General features: G+C 67.6%; 17 protein-coding genes. 11 read left to right on the top strand and 6 right to left on the bottom strand.

Going from position 1 to position 19,308, the window contains the following annotated elements:
• Window positions 1–47 precede the first annotated feature (47 nt).
• Complete coding sequence (locus tag ACWEO7_RS21360; protein ID WP_452425530.1) at window positions 48–1,436, bottom strand: APC family permease; 1,389 nt, start codon at window positions 1,434–1,436, stop codon at window positions 48–50.
• A 102-nt stretch (window positions 1,437–1,538) separates the two neighbouring features.
• A complete protein-coding gene (locus tag ACWEO7_RS21365; RefSeq protein ID WP_452425532.1) occupies window positions 1,539–2,408 on the bottom strand; it encodes a helix-turn-helix domain-containing protein in 870 nt (289 codons plus the stop codon).
• A gap of 575 nt (window positions 2,409–2,983) precedes the next feature.
• On the opposite strand from ACWEO7_RS21365, the gene ACWEO7_RS21370 reads away from it, so the two are divergent.
• From ACWEO7_RS21370 to ACWEO7_RS21380, 3 genes are all read left to right on the top strand, one after another.
• The gene (locus tag ACWEO7_RS21370) at window positions 2,984–3,655 is read left to right on the top strand and encodes a PAS and ANTAR domain-containing protein (RefSeq protein ID WP_450019282.1); all 672 of its coding nucleotides are present in this window, start codon (window positions 2,984–2,986) and stop codon (window positions 3,653–3,655) included.
• 305 nt (window positions 3,656–3,960) lie between these two features.
• Window positions 3,961–5,076 (top strand): terpene synthase family protein, encoded by a 1,116-nt coding sequence (locus tag ACWEO7_RS21375; RefSeq protein ID WP_452425534.1) that lies wholly within the window; start codon window positions 3,961–3,963, stop codon window positions 5,074–5,076.
• 115 nt (window positions 5,077–5,191) lie between these two features.
• The gene (locus ACWEO7_RS21380; RefSeq protein WP_452425536.1) at window positions 5,192–6,469 is read left to right on the top strand and encodes a diguanylate cyclase domain-containing protein; all 1,278 of its coding nucleotides are present in this window, start codon (window positions 5,192–5,194) and stop codon (window positions 6,467–6,469) included.
• Window positions 6,470–6,583: 114 nt separating this feature from the next.
• On the opposite strand, the gene ACWEO7_RS21385 is transcribed toward ACWEO7_RS21380, so the two are convergent.
• Complete coding sequence (locus ACWEO7_RS21385) at window positions 6,584–10,006, bottom strand: protein kinase domain-containing protein (protein ID WP_452425538.1); 3,423 nt, start codon at window positions 10,004–10,006, stop codon at window positions 6,584–6,586.
• 280 nt (window positions 10,007–10,286) lie between these two features.
• Between ACWEO7_RS21385 and ACWEO7_RS21390 the strand changes: the two genes are divergently transcribed.
• The 3 genes from ACWEO7_RS21390 (at window position 10,287) to ACWEO7_RS21400 (ending at window position 12,491) form a co-directional block, all read left to right on the top strand.
• Window positions 10,287–11,102: an amidohydrolase family protein gene (locus ACWEO7_RS21390; RefSeq protein WP_452425540.1), complete on the top strand. Its 816-nt coding sequence runs from the start codon at window positions 10,287–10,289 to the stop codon at window positions 11,100–11,102.
• 93 nt (window positions 11,103–11,195) lie between these two features.
• Window positions 11,196–11,576, top strand: a complete 381-nt coding sequence (locus tag ACWEO7_RS21395; protein ID WP_356961375.1) for a DUF1304 domain-containing protein — start codon at window positions 11,196–11,198, stop codon at window positions 11,574–11,576.
• 555 nt (window positions 11,577–12,131) lie between these two features.
• On the top strand, window positions 12,132–12,491 hold the full coding sequence (locus ACWEO7_RS21400; RefSeq protein WP_412805200.1) for a DUF4254 domain-containing protein: 360 nt from the start codon (window positions 12,132–12,134) through the stop codon (window positions 12,489–12,491).
• Window positions 12,492–12,684: 193 nt separating this feature from the next.
• Here ACWEO7_RS21400 and ACWEO7_RS21405 read toward each other — a convergent pair whose 3' ends face one another.
• Window positions 12,685–13,308 (bottom strand): DUF4126 domain-containing protein, encoded by a 624-nt coding sequence (locus ACWEO7_RS21405; protein WP_452425542.1) that lies wholly within the window; start codon window positions 13,306–13,308, stop codon window positions 12,685–12,687.
• Window positions 13,309–13,487: 179 nt separating this feature from the next.
• Entirely contained in the window at window positions 13,488–14,192 is a 705-nt protein-coding gene (locus ACWEO7_RS21410; protein ID WP_452425544.1) for a hypothetical protein, read from the bottom strand.
• Between the two features lie 212 nt (window positions 14,193–14,404).
• On the opposite strand from ACWEO7_RS21410, the gene map reads away from it, so the two are divergent.
• The 5 genes from map to ACWEO7_RS21435 all read left to right on the top strand — a co-directional run bounded on the left by map (window position 14,405) and on the right by ACWEO7_RS21435 (window position 18,228).
• Complete coding sequence (gene map / locus ACWEO7_RS21415; protein ID WP_450019191.1) at window positions 14,405–15,268, top strand: type I methionyl aminopeptidase; 864 nt, start codon at window positions 14,405–14,407, stop codon at window positions 15,266–15,268.
• Window positions 15,269–15,305: 37 nt separating this feature from the next.
• Complete coding sequence (locus tag ACWEO7_RS21420; RefSeq protein ID WP_452425546.1) at window positions 15,306–16,844, top strand: cobyric acid synthase; 1,539 nt, start codon at window positions 15,306–15,308, stop codon at window positions 16,842–16,844.
• A gap of 141 nt (window positions 16,845–16,985) precedes the next feature.
• Entirely contained in the window at window positions 16,986–17,219 is a 234-nt protein-coding gene (locus ACWEO7_RS21425; protein ID WP_452425548.1) for an AbrB/MazE/SpoVT family DNA-binding domain-containing protein, read from the top strand.
• Complete coding sequence (locus ACWEO7_RS21430; RefSeq protein WP_195149221.1) at window positions 17,216–17,608, top strand: PIN domain-containing protein; 393 nt, start codon at window positions 17,216–17,218, stop codon at window positions 17,606–17,608. The genes ACWEO7_RS21425 and ACWEO7_RS21430 overlap by 4 nt, the downstream gene beginning before the upstream one ends.
• A 56-nt stretch (window positions 17,609–17,664) precedes the next feature.
• Complete coding sequence (locus ACWEO7_RS21435) at window positions 17,665–18,228, top strand: alpha/beta fold hydrolase (protein WP_452425550.1); 564 nt, start codon at window positions 17,665–17,667, stop codon at window positions 18,226–18,228.
• On the opposite strand, the gene ACWEO7_RS21440 is transcribed toward ACWEO7_RS21435, so the two are convergent.
• Entirely contained in the window at window positions 18,208–19,269 is a 1,062-nt protein-coding gene (locus tag ACWEO7_RS21440) for an alpha/beta hydrolase (RefSeq protein WP_452425552.1), read from the bottom strand. The two genes, ACWEO7_RS21435 and ACWEO7_RS21440, sit on opposite strands and share 21 nt — an antisense overlap.
• Between the last annotated feature and the right edge of the window lie 39 nt (window positions 19,270–19,308).

Here is a 19,308-nt window from a genome sequence, read left to right on the forward strand (position 1 = left end):
TCCGGGCATACCGGCAAAGGTGATCCGCGGCGCGACAACGCGATCGGTCACTCAGCGGATGACCCGCTGTCCAAGGGTTGTGCCCGCATGGCCCGAACGGCCAGGTAGTTCAGGCCCCACAGCGCGACCCCGATGGCCAGCAGCACGCCGGCGATGGCGTACTGCGCCGGATTGCGGTCGGTGAAGGGTGTGACGAGAAAGCCGCAGCTGAGCGCACCGACGACCGGCAGCGGCGTGGGCGTCTTGAAGTGCTTGTGCGACACAGGGTCTCGGCGCAACACCAGCACCGCGACATTGACCACCGTGAACACCGCCAGCAGAAGCAGGGCCGTGGTGCCACCGAGTTCGGGTACCTCGCCGACGAACAGAATCAATCCCAGCGCGAGCAGCGTGGTGAAGACGATGGCGTTGACGGGTGTCCGGCGCCGCTGGTGCACGCGGCCGAACGGCCGGGGCAACACGCCTTGGCGGGCCATGCCGTAGATCAGTCGGCTGGCCATCAGCATGTTGATCAGCGCCGAATTGGCGACGGCGAACATGGTGATGTAGGCGAAGATGTGGGTCGGGAAGCTCGGCGCGCCGACCTGGACCACCTTGAGCAGTGGTGTGTCGCCCTGCCCGAGTTGGTCGGCGGGCACGAGCGCGACCGCGCTGATCGATACCAGCACGTAGATGAGCCCGGTGATGATCAGTCCCGCGAGCAGCACCTTCGGGAAGATCCGGGTGGGTTCCTTGCACTCCTCGGCCATGTTCACCGAGTCTTCGAAACCGACCATCGCGTAGAACGCGAGCGTGGTGGCCACGATGACGCCGCCGACCGCGTTGCGCTCCCCGGTGTCGAATTCGACGATGCGGGAGAAGTCGCCGTCGCCCACGCCCAACGCCCAGCAGCCGATCCCGATGACGATCAGCAGTCCGGTCAGCTCCACGCAGGTGAGCACCACGTTGAGCTTCACACCCTCGCTCACCCCGCGCAGGTTGATCGCCGCCACCACGCCCATGAACAGCAGTGCGATCACCGTCACCGCGGTGCCGCTGCCGAGATCCGGATCGAAGGCCTCGGCGAAGTTGGCCGCGAAAGCCCGCGAGGCCGTGGACGCGGAAGTGATGCCGGAACTCATCACCGCGAAAGCGACCATGAACGTGAGGAAGTGGATGCCGAACGCTTTGTGCGTGTAGAGGGCCGCACCCGCGGCGTGCGGGTACTTGGTGACCAGCTCCAGATAGCTGAGACCGGTGATGAGCGCGACCAGGAACGCCACCAGGAAGGGCACCCAGACCGCCCCGCCGACTTCGTTGGCCACCTTGCCGGTGAGCGCATAGATGCCGGTGCCGAGGATGTCGCCGACGACGAACAACAACAGCAATCCCGGCCCCATTACCCGTTTGAGTTCGGGCCCGGAGTCGGACGTCGGATCGGCTGTGACTTCGGACATGCGTCCTCCCCTCGGCAGTAGGGCGAGGGTACCCATTCCGATACGGAATAGTCGTGCACCGGGCCGTGTTTCGCCTGGATTTCACCTGCCAGGGGCGGGCTGCTATCCCTCCCGATCCAGCTGCCCCGCGGCCTCCACGATCATGGCCGCGGAGTCGCGCGGGCTCAGCGCCATGGCGCGCAGCTGATCGAAGATCACGCCGAAGCGACGGATCTCGGAGTGGCCCTCGATCAGCTCGTCACCCGCGATGCCCTCCACATAGACCAGCTCGGGATCGGCGGGGTCGGGGAAGTCCAGCAAGGTGAACGAACCCGCCATGCCGGGGTGCGCGCCCGCGTCGAACGGCATGATCTGCAGGATCACGTTCTTGCGCTTGATTTCTTGCAGCAGTCGCTCGAGCTGCCCCCGCATCACCGCGGGCCCGCCGACGGTGCGGCGGATGGCGGCCTCGTCCAGAACGACCCAGAGTTCGAGCGGGTCGTCCTTGGTCAGGTTGACGGCGCGATCCATCCTCGCCTTCGCCCTGCTCTCCATGACCGACGCCTCCAGCTTCGGCATGGAGGTGTCGATCACGGCGGTGGCGTACTCGTAGGTCTGCAAAAGGCCTGGAATGAACGAGGTTTGGTAGTGCCGCGCGGACAACGCCTCGGACTCGAAATTGATGTAGGCGGCGTAGACCTCCGACACGCTGCCCTCGTAGGCGCGTGACATGCCGGGCTTCAGCGCGTCGGACAGCAGCTCCAGCGCGTCCTCGCGCTGCTCGTCGCCGATGCGGTAGAGGTCGAGCATCGCCATGAGGGTGCGCCGCTGCGGCCGCGCCTGCGCGGTCTCGATCCGGTACAGCGTGGTGACGTTGATCCCGGTCTTCGCGCTGACCTCTTCCTTGCTGAGCTGAGCGTTCTCGCGCATCTCGTGCAGCATCGCCGCCAGCCGCCGCAACCGGACGGTCAGTACGGTGCGCTTGCCTGCCATCAGTCCAACCCCTTCGGTGTGCGCACTTGCTGGAACGTGTTCTGACGTTCGACGTCGAATGCGGCCTGCGTGCAGCGGATCTGTGCCTGGTGTGGGCACAGCAACAGAGACTACCTCCCGTGATGCAAGTTATGGTCGGTGTTTTCGTGTGCGTTTACGGCCGCTGGGCGATATCGCGGGGCGAACCGGACCGACCGCTCGGTCGCGGGGGTGTGTCGATACTCGCCGAACTGTGCGGAGCCGCTTTCCGGGCGGTGGGAACGCCACGCTCGAACGTGATCGCCGGACGACGCCGCGCGTCCGTGCGGGCCGGGAGAGGCCCGGCTGCCGCGCCTGCGCGACGCGACGCGGCCGCTGTGGATTCCGGCTCGGGGCCGTGGGCACTAGCGCTGACCGCCCCGCATCACGCCCATTGCGGATTAATTGCCAGCGCATTCATGTATAGGCAATAGGCCCATAGTGTCGGGCTAGAGGGCATTTTCTTGATGATGCCGAGAGTTTGCCACAATTTGGTTTCATCTCGTGTTCCCGGCCGTGGCCCTCGGGCGCCGATGGATAATGACCGCGTGACGAGGATGGACGACCTCGCGCTGAGAAGCGCCTCCGCGATCGAGAGCGTCATCGCGGGCACGCCGCAGAGCGTGGGTAGCTTCCGCTTCTGGTTCGAGGATCAGCGATGGGAATGGTCGGACGCGGCCGCCGCGATATACGGCTACACCGAGGGGAGTGCGCTACCCAGTACGGAGCTGTTGCTGGCGCACAAGCATCCCGACGACCGCGCTCTGGTCGCCGAGTCCATCGCCACCGCCGTGCGAACCGGTGAGCCGTTCTGCGGACGTCACCGCGTCATCGACACCGCCGGGCGCACCCATCACGTCATCGTCGTCGCCGATCGCATGCTCGACGACCAGGACTCGGTGGTCGGCACCGCGGGCTATTTCATCGACGTGTCCGGGACGCTCGAGGAGAACCGGCAGGAGATCCTCGATGACACGCTGCCCGAACTCGTGCAATCACGGGCGGTGATCGAGCAGGCCAAGGGTGTGCTCATGGTGGTCTACGGCATCAACGCCGAACAGGCCTTCCGGGTGCTGCAATGGCGCTCCCAGGAAACCAACATCAAGTTGCGGACCCTGGCGCAACAACTGGTCGGCGAGGTTCCCGCGATGGGTGGCGGTCCTGCGGCGCAACGGGCGCGCTTCGACCATCTGCTGCTGACCATGCACGACGTCCTAGCGTCGAAGTGAGCGCCGTACCTGTGACCGCTACCCGATAGGCGGTCCTGCGGGGAGGTCGCGTCCGGCGACATCGGCGCCGGAGTACCCTGCGCGTCCCGAACCGGCCGCTTGCCTCCATGCGCCATGCCGACTCTCGCGCCGTGGCGCCGCATCGCGGACCGAACTCGCCCTTTGCCGCGGTGTCGCCGTCAAATACCCGATGCGCCAAGGTCATTCAGGGCGCGGGGTTGCGTGATCTTCGCCCTTCGACCGGTCCCACTACCGATAAGTCGGAGACAATTCATTAGAAGTAACCATAGTGGGAGGGAGTCGTTGTGGTCAGTGAGTACACATCGGCACTCGAGCGGGAAATCGTCGACATGCGCGGGCAACACGAGATGTTGCTGCGGACCGGGCGGCAGTGGTCGTTGCGCGCGATGTTCGGCACACCCGACTGGGACATCATCGAGTACTGCCGCGACTTCCGGCCCAATCGGTTCGGGGAGCAAGCCTGTGCGGAGGTGGAACGTTTCTGCCGCGAGCACGGCATCTGGCTCGAGCGCGCGGGCCCGCACTACAACAGCATGACGCCCTATCTGCACCCCGGCGCCGTCAGCGCCGAGCGGATGACGATTATCGGCCTGTACAACGCGATCCTGTTCTGGCTCAACGACACTGTCGGCCGGGAGAAGTTCGGGCACCTCGGCGACGACGAACAGCGACAGGCGCGGGTGGCGATCGATCGGCTGTGCGCGCTCCTGTGCACGGGGTCGGCACCGGCGGACGCCACCCCGTTGGAGACCTCGACCTCGGCGTTCCTCGCGATGCTGTCCGCCCGCGCTGACGCGGACTGGCTCGATCGGTTCATCGAAGCCACCGTCGCGCACCTGCGGCCCGCGATCCAGGACCAGAACGCCCGGGCGCGCGGTGGGTTGCTCAGCGTCGCGGAGTACATCGATCTGCGGGCTCAGGTCTCGGGTATGTATCCGGCGATCGCGCTGTGCGAGTTCGGCCGGGACGACTATCTGCCCTGGGAGCTGATCCGGCGGACGGGGCTGGCCGGGGACCTCCTCCGGCTGCGGGTGCTGACCGTCGAGATCGGCGCGTTGATGAACGACGTGTTCTCCTTCGAAAAGGAGTGCATCGTCGATCTGGCGGATTTCAACTTGATCCCCGCGGTGTTGCTGAACCACCCCGGATACTCGCTGGAGGACGCCGTGCGGGGCGCCACCGAGATCGTGCGCGCCCGCCTGGCCGAGTTCCGGGAACTGTGCGCGGTCGCCACCGAACGATGCGACCGACTGGCAGCCGCGGACGCCGCCTTGGCGTCCACCGTCGCGACCCACCTCGCCGATCTGATCGCCTGCGTCCAGGCGACCTGGGTCTGGCAGGTGAAGACTCTGCGGTACAAGGGGGCGTCGATCTTCCGGGAGAACGGGTTGCAGTTATAGCTCCACTCTCACCATTCCTGGGAATGCTTCCAGGCGGCAGTACTCGACGGTCTCGAACATGTGTGGATACGATGCGTCGGGGGCTATCTCCGGCCTGAATGGTGAGGGGGTTGCGGTGGAACAGATCGAACTCGCCAGGATGGCGAACATGTGGTGGCGCGCCCTGCAGGCCGTCGCCGGTGGGTCCGCGTCTGTACCGGACCTCGAGCTCGCGCTCCTCGGAATGGTGGAGGAGCTGGCTTCCGGCTTGGAAGCCGAACCCTTCGACGCGAGCGTCGGCAGGCGTGTCGGCGCGTCGCTGGCCTCCGCGGGACTGGACGACCCGGCCGTGCCCAGTACGTCGGCCCAGGTCCTGTACGGGCTGGCCGAACAGGCGACGGCCCCGGAGGCCGGCCGGCGGCTCGCGGCGCTGCTCGCGGAGGTCGGTCAGGGATACGAAGCGCAGCAGCGTGCGAACGAGGACGCGCACCGATCCGATGACGAGCGGTTCCGTGTGGTGTTCGACAACGCGGCGATCGCGATCGCCATCGGTGACACCGACGGTACGTTGCTGGATGTCAACCGGGGTCTGGCCGAGATGATCGGAGTCCCGGTGGAAAGCTTGCGCGGGGTATCGGTCTACGACTTCGCGCACCCCAACGACCGCGAGGGCATCCGCACGCTGGTGTACGAGAAACTGGTCCCGGCCGGTGCGGGCACGGTGAAACTGGAACAGCGCATCCGGCGCGCCGACGACAGCTACGGGTGGGCGTCGTTCGCCATCACCTTCGTCAAGGGCGCGGAGGGGCAGAGCGATTACCTGCTCGCGGTCGGCGAGGATGTCACCGAACAGCACCGGATGCGCGAGGAACTGCACCGGCAGGCCCGGCACGATCCGCTCACCGGACTGCCGAACCGGCGGCATCTCATCGAACGGATCGACGCGATGATCGACGAGGCGCGCAACGGCGATCGGGCGGGATTGTGTTTCGTCGACATCGACCGCTTCAAGCACATCAACGACCGCTACGGCCACGGCACGGGCGACCAGATATTGACCGCGGTCGCCGGACGCCTGCAGGACAGTGTGCGCGGATCCGGGTGTCTGGTCGCCCGCATCGGCGGGGACGAGTTCGTCGCGCTGATCCCGCCGCCCGCCAGCGATCACCGGGTGGCCACCGTGGCGAACAGCCTGCTCGAGGCGTTGGTCGACCCGATCACGGCCGGTGACCGGCGACTACGCATGTCGATCAGCATCGGCGCGGTCGTCACCGCGGTCGCGGGCGCGGACGCCGAATCGCTGCTCGACGCGGCCGACACCGGCCTCTACCGGGCGAAGGCCGACGGCAAGGGCCGGTGGGTGTTGCATATTTTGGACACCGATACTTCGCTCGGTCCGCAACCGGTGTTGTGAGCGGCGGAAGCGATCCACCGCCGTCGGCGCGTAACTGTCGCGGACGAGCGATGGCCTGCGTCCGCGTTCGAGCAGAGGTATCGCGGCGGGTGGCGGCGCAGGCGGCCGAGGCGCTCAGCGGGCCAGCAACCTGCGCAGGAACGCGGGCGGGATCATCGGTCGTTCCTCGTCCCAGAGGCCTTCGCGGAGGTCGTAGTCCAAGCTGTGCAGCAACGACATGATCCAGGGTCCTTCGTCGAGCAGCGGCCGGATGAGACCGGCATCGGCGTACCGGACCACCACCGGGGCCAGCTCGTCCTTGGCCGCTTCGGTCTTTCCCGCCGCCGCGAGGCAAGAGGCGAGCAGCAGCGATGCCTGTGCCGCGGCGCGGGGACGTCGATCGGGGTCGATGGAATCCCGCAGCTGACGGGCGCGCGCGGACGCGGCGGTCACCCTTTTGGCGGCTCCCGAACGCAGCAGCATGCGGATAGCGGAGTCCTCACGCATTTCCGCGGCCATCGTGGCGATACCGCCCTCTCCGGCCGGCGGTTCGGTGACGTAGGTGGCCGTCAGGCCCAGCCGGACCTGCTCGTTGGCCACGCGGGTGGCCAGTCGCGGCAGCTTCATGGCCCGCGCCACCTCGGCGCCTTCGTCCAGCCGTCGCGCGGCGGCGGCCAGGTCACCGCGCAGGGCTTTGATCCGCGCGCCGGTGGCGTAGTTGGCCATCAGCAGGTCGACCGGGCCGCCCTCGGTGCCGAGCCTGCCCGCTTCGTCGAGCAGGCGCTCGGCCGCGGCGACCTGGTCGCGTTCGTAGAGCAGCTCGCCGAGCAGGGCGCCGGCCAAGCGAGCGGCATAGGACCGCGGGCCCGACGAGGTGGTGGATATCTCGACCGCCGTACGGAAGCTGTGTTCCGCCGTGGCGATGTCGAGTTGTTCCCTGGCCGCGATGCCGACCAGGCAGTGGCTGTACATCAACGTGAACGTGCTGCGGTTTTTCCGATAGAAGGGGGTGGCCCAGTCGTTCCACTCCCGTGCCCGCTCGTAGTCGAACTTGCTGATCGCGGAGAACGCGGCGAGGTTGGCGGCCGCGCACAGCGCCCACGGTCCCAACGTGTCGGCCCGGCTGAGGCATTTGCCGACCACGGCGTCCAGTCCTTCCGGGTGGTCGCCGAAGGCGCGCTCCACGCTCTCGATGAGGTCGGCTTCGAGCGCGACATCGGGATCGGCGGCGGGGTCGTTCTCCAGCGATGCCCGCACCAGCCGTAACGCGGCATGCAGTTCGGTGGGCCGCCGCAGCAGCACGTGCGTCCAGGCGACACCGACTTGGAGCATCGGGCGGGCGGCGGCGATGGCGGGCGGAAGCTTGTCGAGCAGTCCCAGGAACGTGGCGAGCTGCCCGTCCTGCACCAGAGCGCGGGATTTCGCCTCGAGGAGGTCGACGGCCATGTCGCCGTCGTCGGCGGCCAGCGCGTGGTCGATGGCCTCGCTGAGCATCCTGTTGTCGCCGAACCACGAGGCCGCCTTGCAGTGCAGTTCGCGCACGCGTTCGGGATGGTCGCGCTCCAGTCGCTGGCGCAGGAACTCCGCGAACAGATGGTGGTAGCGGAACCATTCGCCGCCCTCGTCGACGCGGCGCAGGAACAGGTTACGGCGTTCGAGGTTCTCCAGGAGGGCCTGCCCGTGCGGTTCGCCGGTCAGCGCCGTGGCGAGGCTGCCGGAGATCCGTTCGGGAAGCGAGGTGGCGAGCAGGACCTCGCGCAGTTCGGGCTCGACGGTGTCGAGCACGTTCTCGGCCAGGTACTCCGCGATGGCGTGATGACGCCCGGACAGGTGGGCGATCAGCGAGGCCGGATCGGGGTGCTCACGCAGCGACAGCGAGGCCAGCTGCAAGGCCGCCGCCCAGCCCTCGGTGTAGTCGCGCAGCTCGGCGCTTTCGGTGTCGGCCAGGGTGAGACCGGTCTGCTCGGTGAGGAAGGCCTGCGCCTCCGCGGCGTCGAAACGCAGTGCGGCGGCGTCGATTTCGACGAGTTGGTGACGAACGCGCAGGGTGCCCAGCGGCAGGCCCTCCAGCGATCGGCTGGTCAGGATGATCTGCAGGTGCCGCGGCCCCTGGTCGATCAGGTAGAGCAGGGCATCGACCGCGGCGGGGTCGGTGATCCGGTCCCAGTCGTCGATCACCAGCGCGAACCGCTCGTCGCGTTCGTCGATGGCGTTGATCAGCGTGGTGAGCACGTAGCGCGCTGCGCTGGTGTCGCCCTCTTCGAGGACCGGGGCCAGACCGGGCGCCAGCGCGGGGCTCACGCGGTTGAACGCCTCGATCAGATGGGTCAGCAACCACACCACGTTGTTGTCGTCGCGGTCGACGTTCAACCAGGCCACCGCCACTTTCTCGGTGTCGGCGAGACGCTTGGCCCACTGGGCCGCGAGCGTGCTCTTGCCGAACCCGGCCGGGGCGTGGATGACGGCGAGGCGGGGCCGCGGCTCGGTCTGCAACGCGTCGATCAGGCGTTCGCGCTGGACCAGTGGCCGAGTGGACATCGCCGGGCGGAACTTGGTCTCGGGTGTCGGCGGCGTCTTGGGGTGAGGAGTGGGAAAACGCGCGGTGGCGGTGAGCGGCCGCGTACTGAGGTCTTCGGGCGGGGGCTGCTCGCCGGTGGGCAGGGTCATGTGCTCGACCGGCATGTCGTTGCCGCGCTGGATCTCGCGCAACATCTCGCCGAACGCGGCGGCCGAGGGCGGACGATCCGCGGGATTGTGCGCCATGCTGGCCTCGATGGCGGCCGCGACCTCGTCGGGGATGCCGTCGAGCCGCAGGTCCGGCAGCGGATCGGCGGAGATGCGCAGGAACTGCGCGACGATCTGCTCGCCCGAACGGCGCTCGTAGGCCGCGTGGCCGGTGATCATGGCGAACAGCGTCGCGCCGAGTCCGTAGACGTCCGAGGCGACGGATGGAACGCCGGAGCGCAGCACCTCCGGGGCGGTGAACGCGGGCGAGCCGGTCACCACTCCCGTGGTGGTCTCGAATCCGCCTTCGACGCGGGCGATCCCGAAATCGGTCAGTTGCGGCTCGCCGTAGTCGGTGAGCAGGACGTTCCCCGGTTTGATGTCGCGGTGCAAGATCCCGGCCCGGTGCGCGGTCTCCAGAGCGCCCGCCAGCTTGACGGTGATCCCGATCGCCTCGGGCAACGGCAGAAAGCCTTCCCGGCGGATACGGTTCTCCAGCGAACCGTGCGAGTGATACGGCATCACCAAGTAGGGGCGTCCGCTGCGGGTGGTACCCACTTGGAGGATCGGCACGATGTTCGGATGCCCGGACAGGGCGCCCATGGCCTGCTGCTCGCGCAGGAATCGCTCGACGTTCTCCGGCTCCAGATCCGGCCGGGCGGTGAGGACCTTGACCGCGACGCTGCGGTTCAACGCCCGCTGCCTGCAGCGGTAGACGACGCCGAACCCGCCTTTGCCGATCACTTCGGGGTCGTCGAGACCCGCGCCCTCCAGTTCCCGCTCGATACCTGGAGGTCGATCGTGCTGTGTGGCGAACGGGTCCGAACCTGCCATGGCCCTGCTCTTGTCGGCTGTCTGTGGTCCTGCGGTAGATACCCAGTTTATGCCCAGCGAACCCTGTCCCTGGTTATTACGGCTGATATAGACCAGGAGGTGGGAAGGGTATTATCGCGCGGTTTCGGGGGCGGGTGCGATGTGGCTGACGCGACTCGGCAATGTCTGTCCGTCGCGATGGAAGTCGCTGTCTCGCACCATTTGTCGCGAAAGTACCTTTCGGGGGCGCACGTCATAGCGGGGGTGTCCCAGGCGCTATGACGTATGTCAGAATCCGCGCATGACCATCGACGTCTGGGCGCAGCATCCGACTCGGCGATTCCTCGCCCACGACATGTTCGCCTCGCTGCGGCGGTGGACCGGGGCCGTGATACCGACCGACGAGATCCCGCTGTCGTTCACTCTCGACGCGATGGATGCCGCAGGCGTCGACCGAGCGCTCATCTCGGCGTGGCACGCGCCGGAAGGCGTCCTCATCTCCAACGACGAGGTCGCGGCCTGGGTGGCCGAGGCACCGGAGCGCCTGCTCCCCATCGCGTCGGTGGATCTGCGCAGGCCGATGGACGCGGTACGGGAATTGCGCCGCCGCGTGGACCAGGGCTTCAAGGGGCTGCGGGTGCTCCCGTGGCTGTGGGAAGTACCGCCGACCGATCGGCGCTTCTATCCGTTGTTCGCCGCGTGCGTCGATGCCGGAATCCCGTTCTGCACGCAGGTAGGGCACACGGGACCGTTGCGGCCGTCGGAAACCGGGCGCCCCATCCCGTACATCGATCAGGTCGCGCTCGACTTCCCGGAGCTGACGATCGTCTGCGGGCATATCGGCTATCCGTGGACCGAGGAGATGATCGCGGTCGCGCGCAAGCACGAGAACGTCGTCATCGACACCTCGGCATACACGACGAAACGCCTTCCCGCGGAACTGGTGTCGTACCTGAAGTCCGGTAGCGGCCGCCGCAAGGTGCTGTTCGGTACGAATTATCCGATGATCTTCCCGCAGCACGCGCTCGACGGCCTCGCCGCGCTCGGCCTGGACGACGAGACTCGCGAACTGTACCTGGGCGGCAACGCCCGACGCGTTTTCGGACTGGCCGGTTGACCGACTAACACGGCGGCGTGTCGGCGGTGTGTTGCGCGGCGTTCCGCGGCTGGGGGCCATAGGATTCCCCGGCGCGCATCGTGAGGAGGTCGAATGCTCTGGGTCGTACAGGTGTTCGCCGTCGCGGCCGCCCTACTCCATGTCGGCATCTTCGTCATGGAGTCCGTGCGGTTCGGCGACCCCAAGGTGTACCAGGGGGTATTCCGGGTTTCCGGAGCCGAACTGCCCGCGGCCCGGCCGTGGGCGTTCAATCAGGGTTTCTACAACCTGTTTCTCGCGGTGACGACACTGGTCGGCGTGGCCATCCTGCGGACGGTGCCCGCGGCGGGATGGGCACTGGTGCTCGCCGGTTGCGGGTCGATGCTGGCCGCCGCGGTGGTGCTGGTGGCGCACGACCGCCGGTTCGCCAGAGGCGCGGTGGTACAGGGCGCGTTGCCCGCACTGACGTTGCTCGCCGCCGTGACCCAACTGTGAACGTGGCCGCGTAGTCGGCGAGCGGCTGAGGATCGGTGCGACGCTTCGGTATCGGCGCGCGTGGCACGGCGCTCGGCGAGGGGGTTTCCACGTCGTAGGGAAGGTCGACAGCGCACTGTCGGCTACCGAAGGTACGCGGCGGTGGGCGAATTCGTGCGCACGGATCTGCGACCGGCGGTGGTGCGGCCGGAACGCGGGAACGAGTGGTGGTGCTCGTCACCGCCGATCGGCACCGGAAGCACCCGATCGGTGAGCCGAAAAGGGTTGCGACCAGTCTGCTCTGGGCCTCCGCGCGCCGTAAGGAGCCCTTGACCGCAGAAATGCAGACGCAATCTTGCGTTCTTGCATCTGTACGTGCATGATCCAGCTAGCCTAGTTGTGACAACCCATCCGATGGCCGGGATAACCGAATCGAGAGCCAATTATGTTGGTACAAAGAGCGTTGGGGTCGGGTCAACTCGGAGTGCGGCGGTGAGCGCCCCGACGATCGGCGCCTTACCGACCGCGCCGCAATTGTTGTGTGCTTTCCAGGGGCGGCGTTTCCAAGACCGGGAACTGCTGCGGTCCGCACACGCGCTCGCCGAGCTGCACCAGCGCCGCGCGCAGGTGGTGGATGCCGCACTCATCGCCGAAATCGACTGCCGTCGCCTCGAACTGGTCGACGACATCAACGACTGGGTCGCGCAGGAGATCCCGCAGCATCGCAACGGCGCCTCGTTGCACACCGAAAGCCTGGGCGCCGTGGTGGACCGGATGGCGCGTAGCTGGGTGGATGCCAATCAAGTCATCCACGTCGAGGGCGGACGCAGCGACAATACCCATAAACATTGGTACCAACTGGCTGAACTCGTCGACGGGTACACTGACCTGGTAACCGACGTGGCCGGTGGCCGCCGCCGTTTGCCCGAACAATGAGTTCGCCGCGACGGTGGTCTCGTCCGCGATAGTGACACTGCCCCGCAGCGTCACTCGTCCGAATGGCGACGTCCCGGTGCCGAGTTCCGCTCCAGCCGGGCGCTCTTGTCGCCGGCACAGTGACGGCGGGCGCAACGGGGCGCCCCGCCCGGCGTGCCGCGTGGTCGACTGGCGCGGCACGCCCGTGACGGACTCACCCGCGTGGCAATTGTTCAGCGACTCCGACTCGGTTGCCCGCGCGCGCTGCCCGGCGGGCGCGCCGTCGGCGCAGATAGCGACGGATCCGGCTCGCGCAGAAGTACACCAGCGCCAGGCCGATGATCAGCAGCACCGCCGCGATCACTGCCGCCGCCACGGGGTGGAACACCGCCAGGGTGACCACGCCCGCGACGGTCACGTCCTCGGCGGTGCTGACCACGATGTTGCTGGCGGGCTCGGGCGAGGTGTTGACGGCCATGCGCGTTCCGGCCTTCACCAGGTGGCTCACCAGCGCGGCCGTACCGCCGACCGCGCCCGCGGCGAGTTGTGGCAGCGAACCGTCCTGTCCGGCCAGCAGCGCCGCGACCACGGCTCCCGCGATCGGCCGCACCACAGTGTGTACGGCGTCCCAGAACGAGTCGAGATACGGGATCTTGTCGGCCACGGCCTCGATCAGGAACAATGCCGCCGCCGCGATCAGGACATCGGTGCGCTGCAATCCTTCCGGTACCGAATCGGTGAATCCGAACCGGCCCAGGATTCCGAGCAGCAGGACCACCGCGTATGCGTTCACGCCGCTGGCCCAGCCTGCGGTGAAGATGAGAGGTAGTGCGGACACGCGCCCATGGTAGGGGGACCGGGAGTGCGGTGTCGGCGGCGTGATCTCGTTGCCAGGCTGCCGAGCCGAGCAAGGGGTGGACTCTGGTGCCCGCCGCGGCTACCGGGTTGAGGCGGCGACCCTACAGGCTCGGCTCAGAGGCAGTGCATGCCCATTCCGTACGATCACGGACCGGCAGGCTAGCCGAGGTCCCTGCGGCCCTGCTCGATGAAGTCGCTCACCAAAGAATCGAGCTTGTCGATGAAATTCATGAGCACCGTATCGAGGGCGGCGCTGTCGAGCTTCCGTTCATCGCTGTCGGAAGGGGCCGCGGTCCTGGCCGTGTATTTCTGTACGAAGGGCATGTAGTGCTTGTCCAGTAATTCTTTGGTCTCTTCGGGAAATTTGTTCAACAGGCGGATCATGTCTTCGCTGGATGTCATGCAGGCCATATAGAGAGTGGACAGGAACTTGTTCATGCGCTGGCTGAACTCGACTGTCGCGGAGCGGAACCCGTCGAGGTTGTCCACGCGAAGGAGACCGGCCATCTTTCCCGTCTGCTCCACGAAATCGAAAGTGCTCGCGATAAATTCGTAGTATGACTTTTGGCGATTCTCGCGAGTCACCTGTATCAACGCTAGTCGCTGGTCTCTGTCTGCCTTGTCGACCGTGACGTACACCGCCGCCGAGGCCGACACGATGCTGGAGATCAGCGCAGCGCACAGAGCCGCTATGAGCGCGTAGCGGCCACTTCTGGTGGTCGCGTCCGCCTCGCGGGGGTGCACGTCCTCTTGCGCGGCCGGCGCGGTCGTGGAGTTTTCATCGGACCGGTCGGGGGGGATCTCGGGCGACGAAGCCGCTTCATTTCCGTCTCGGTGCGGTGGAGAAGCTGGTTCAGTGGCCATTTTCACTCCCACCGGAAGAGGGCTTTCTTCTACAGATGATCTTATGTGGACGGAGGACGTGGTCCGCGGAATTACTCGCTCGGGTGTCGCCTATGCCGACGTGCCGGGGATGACTCGTTCCGAGGGTGTGCCTATGAGCACGGTGCCCGTGGTCCGGCCCTGTTCCCGCAGGCCCTCGGCATCGGCGCGGTCGGCCGATTACGCTGTTCGCTATGTCTGTCCGCACGCGCAAGCCCCTCGTCCCCGGAACGCTGTCGCCCACCCGCGAAGTACCGCGCACCATCGAGCGCCCGGAATACGCGTGGAAGAAGACCGCCAACGAGGGGCGCGAGCCCTGGGTGCAGACCGCCGAGACGATCGAGAAGATGCGCATCGCGGGCAAGATCGCCGCGCAGGCGCTGGAGGAGGCGGGCAAGGCGGTCGCCCCCGGTGTGACCACCGACGAGCTGGACCGCATCGCGCACGAGTACATGTGCGACCACGGCGCCTACCCGTCGACCCTTGGTTACAAGGGTTTCCCGAAGTCGTGCTGCACCTCGCTGAACGAGGTGATCTGCCACGGCATTCCCGACTCGACCGTGATCGAGGACGGCGACATCGTCAACATCGACGTCACCGCCTACATCGACGGCGTGCACGGCGACACCAACAAGACCTTCCTCGCCGGTGACGTCGACGAGGAGGTGCGCCTGCTGGTCGAGCGGACCGAGGAGGCCACCATGCGGGCCATCAAAGCGGTGCGTCCCGGTCGGGCGCTGAACGTGATCGGTCGCGTCATCGAGTCCTATGCCAACCGTTTCGGGTACGGCGTGGTGCGCGACTTCACCGGCCACGGCGTCGGCCCGACCTTTCACAGCGGGCTCGTGGTGCTGCACTACGACCAGCCCGCGGTGGAGACCATCATCGAACCCGGCATGACGTTCACCATCGAGCCGATGATCAACCTCGGCGGCATCGACTACGAGATCTGGGACGACGGCTGGACCGTGGTGACCAAGGACCGCAAGTGGACCGCGCAGTTCGAGCACACCTTGGTCGTCACCGAGTCCGGGACCGAGATCCTGACCCTCCCGTGACCGGGGGCCCGGCCGTGCGCCGGAAGAACGGCCCGCGATGAAGGGCGCGCTGCTGGTCGCGGGCACGACCTCGGACGCGGGGAAGAGCGTCGTCGTGGCCGGGATCTGCCGGATGCTGGCGCGGCGTGGCGTGCGGGTCGCGCCGTTCAAGGCGCAGAACATGTCCAACAATTCCGTGGTCACGCTCGACGGCGGGGAGATCGGGCGGGCGCAGGCGTTGCAGGCTCGAGCGTGCGGACTGGAGCCGAGCGTGCGGTTCAACCCTGTCCTGCTCAAGCCCGGCAGCGACCGCCGTTCCCAGCTGGTGGTGCGGGGCAAGGCGATCGGCACCGTCGGCGCCGAGGACTACTTCCGGCATCGGCGGGAATTGCGCGATGTGGTGGCCGCGGAACTCGCAGCGCTGCGCGCCGAATTCGACGTGGTCGTCTGCGAAGGCGCCGGATCGCCCGCCGAGATCAACTTGCGCGCGACGGATCTGGCGAACATGGGCCTCGCGCGCGCGGCGGGCCTGCCGGTGCTGCTGGTCGGGGACATCGATCGCGGCGGCGTGCTCGCCCACCTGTTCGGCACCGTCGCCATCCTGGAACCCGAGGACCAGCAACTGATCTCGGGTTTCATCGTGAACAAGTTCCGCGGCGCGGTGGAGCTGCTACAGCCGGGACTGGAGCGTCTCACCGAACTCACGGGCCGCCCCACCCTCGGCGTGCTGCCGTACGCCGAAGACCTCTGGATCGATGCGGAGGACTCGCTGGGTACCCTCGCCGACGCGCCGGTGGGCCGTCCCCGGCCGCCGGTGGGCGACGAATGGCTGACCGTCGCCGCGATCCGGCTGCCGCGCATCTCCAACTCCACCGACGTCGAGGCGCTCGCCTGCGAACCGGGCGTCGCGGTGCGCTGGGTGACCGAGCCGTCCCGGCTGCCGAACGCCGATCTGGTGGTGCTGCCCGGTAGTAAGGCGACGGTGTCGGATCTGCGTTGGTTGCGGCGTACCGGCATCGCCGACGCGCTGGTGGCGCGCGCCGCCGCGGGCGGGCCGATCCTCGGCGTGTGCGGCGGATATCAGATGCTCGGCACCCGCATTATCGACCGCGTCGAGTCCGGCGCCGGTGCGGTGGACGGACTCGGGCTGCTCGACCTGACCGTCGATTTCGCCGAGCCGAAGGTGTTGCGCCGCAGCGCGGGGCACGCGGCGGGAGTCGCGGTGCGCGGTTACGAGATCCATCACGGCCGCGTCACGCACCGCGGCGACCCGGCGTGGCTCACGATGGACGGCGAGCCGGAGGGCAGCGTTCGCGGCACGGTGTGGGGCACCCACCTGCACGGGCTGCTCGAGTCCGACGAGTTCCGCCGCGGGTGGCTCCGCGCGGTCGCCGCCGCCGCGGGCCGATCGGGATTCACTGTGGCCGAGGATGTTTCGGTCGCGGGAGTGCGCGCCGCGCAACTCGACCTGCTGGCCGACCTGATCGAAGGTCACCTCGACCTCGTCGCGCTCGAGCGCCTGGTCGCCGAAGGCGCGCCCGCCGGTCTGCCGATCATGGCCACCGACGTGGTGCTCGCGAGCGAGCGTATCGGTTGACGGGAGCCACCCCGCGCCTTACCTTGCAGTAAGGAATTCGGCTCCAGGTAAGGCTGGGCCGAGCGAGTGCGGTCGGGTGCGAGGATGATGGCGGCGGAGAAGAGACCGAACAGCCGAGGGGGCAATGTGGTGTCGGCGACGGTGACCAGTAAGGGGCAGATCACCATCCCGATCGACGTGCGTGTGGCGATGGGATTGCGTACCGGAGTGCGGGTCGCCTTCGTCCCCACGTCCAGCGGCACCTACGAACTGGTGCCCGAAACGCGCACGATCAAGTCGCTGAAGGGCATCGTGGGCTGGTCGGGCTCGCCGATCGGCCTCGCGGAGATGAACGAGGCCATCGCGGGCAACGTGGTGGAAGGGAAGGCGCAATGATCGGCCTGGACGCGAACGTGCTGATTCGGTACCTCACCCAGGACGACCCGGAGCAGTCCGCCCGGGCCAATCAGGTGATCGACGGGCTCAGCGAGAGCAAGCCCGGCTACATCACGATGATCGTGCTCGCCGAGATCCACTGGGTGCTGCGCCGCGGCTACAAACAGGATCCCGAAGCGGTTACCGACGTGCTGCTCGGACTGCTCGATTCCAGCGAGATCGTGGTCGAGCGCGCCGACACCGTTCGCCAGGCGCTGCGCCGAGCCGCCGACGGCGCGGACTTCGCCGACGCGCTGATCCAGCAGCTCGGACAGGAGGCCGGGTGTGACCTGACCGTCACCTTCGACCACAACGCAGGTGAGCGGGCCGGAATGCGCCTGCTCGCCTGATTCCGCTGCCCCGGACCCGCCGCCACGGCGCCGCGAGCCGTGTAGCGTGAATCGGCATGGAATCTCGGCAGATCACGGTGGGTGACCGGGCGTGGACCGTGCGGATCGGCGGACCGGAATCCCGGCACAGCGTGCTGCTGCTGCCCGACGCGGGCGAGTCGGCGGACGTCTTCGATCGGGTGTGCGACCGCCTGCACACCTCGGATCTGCGCACCTTCGCGGTGGAGTCGATCGACGGCCTCGACGCGGACGGTGTGACCGCGATCCTCGATGAGCTGGGGTTGCCGTGGGTCAACGTGGCCGGATGCGGCGCGGGCGCCGTGCTGGCCTGGCAGGCCTGCGCACACGGCTTCGGCCGCTTCCAGAGCCTGGTCGTTGCCGATCGCGGCCACCCGGCGACTCCCGGCGCCGACGGAACGGTAGTGGACGCGTCCACCGGTCCGGTCGAGGTGCCCACCACGCTCTTGGTGACCAAGAATCTGCCGCGCTCGGTGGCCGACACGTCGGGGCGGTTCGTCTACGGCGAATTCCGGGTGGTCGAGGTCGACGTCACCGACGTGGCCACCGAAGCCGACCACGAGCTGGCCACCGAGATCGTGCTACGCACCAGCCTCTGGTGATTTCGCGCCCTGGTAGTCCGCGAGCCAGTCGAGCCAGCTGTCGAGCTCGCGGAACGCCTGGGCCAGCGGTTCCGGGCCGGACAGGAACACGTCGTGCTTGGCGCCGTCGATCGGCACCATGTTGGTGCGGTCGCCCAGGCAGCCCGACCAGCGCTGGATCTGTTTGACGTCGAGCACCGCGTCGGCCACGGCCACGGCGGGACCGTACTGTTTGGCGAACTTGGTCATCCGGGAGCGCAGGATGAGGGAGGGTACCCCGATGTCCAGGCCCTGGTGCAGCCGCGCGTGGCCGTTGCGGATCGCGCGCAGCCAGCCGAGCCGGACCGGGAAGCCCTCCAACGGCTTCCAGTCCAGGTTGTACTCCCACTCACCCGACACCGAGTGGTGCAGGCTGTCACCGTACGTGCTGACCTTGCCGCCGGGCAGCTGGACCATCTTCCGGAACCGTCCCACGGCCTTGATGATCGGCGTTCCGATGGTCCGGTAGTACGCGGGACCCTGCAGGTCGAACCACGGGCTGTTGAGCACGACGCCGGTGATCCCCGCGGCGGCCGTTCCCTGGGCTCGGTTGAGCCGATCCAGCCACAGCGACACGACCAGGCCGCCGGTGGAGTGGGCGTTGAGCACGACGGGAGCACCGGTCTCGGCCCGGACGATCCGCAGCGACTCCGCCAGCTCGCGGTCGTAGAAAGCGAGATCCGTCACATAGTGGGGGGTCTGCCCTTCACGCAGCGACCGCCCGCATTTGCGCAGGTCGAGAGCATAGAACTGGAACCCGCGCGCGGTGAAGTGCTCGGCGAGGTGCTCTTGGAAGAAGTAGTCGGTGAAGCCATGGACGTAGAGCACCGCGCCCGCAGTCTGCTCGACGTCGCCGGAGGGGACGTAGCGCACCAGCGTGGCGACCACCTCGCCCTCGCCGTCGGGGTCGGGACCGAGGTCCAACGTGCGCTGCTGATAGTGCGGGCCGAGGACGTCGGGGCGCCAGCCTGCGCCATCCGGGGAGGTGCTGACCGGCTCGGCAAGCGACTGTTCGTTCGTCACGCGACCAATCTATTGGACGGTGTCGAACGCGGACAGTCC

The organism is Nocardia sp. NPDC004260 (genome assembly GCF_053603155.1).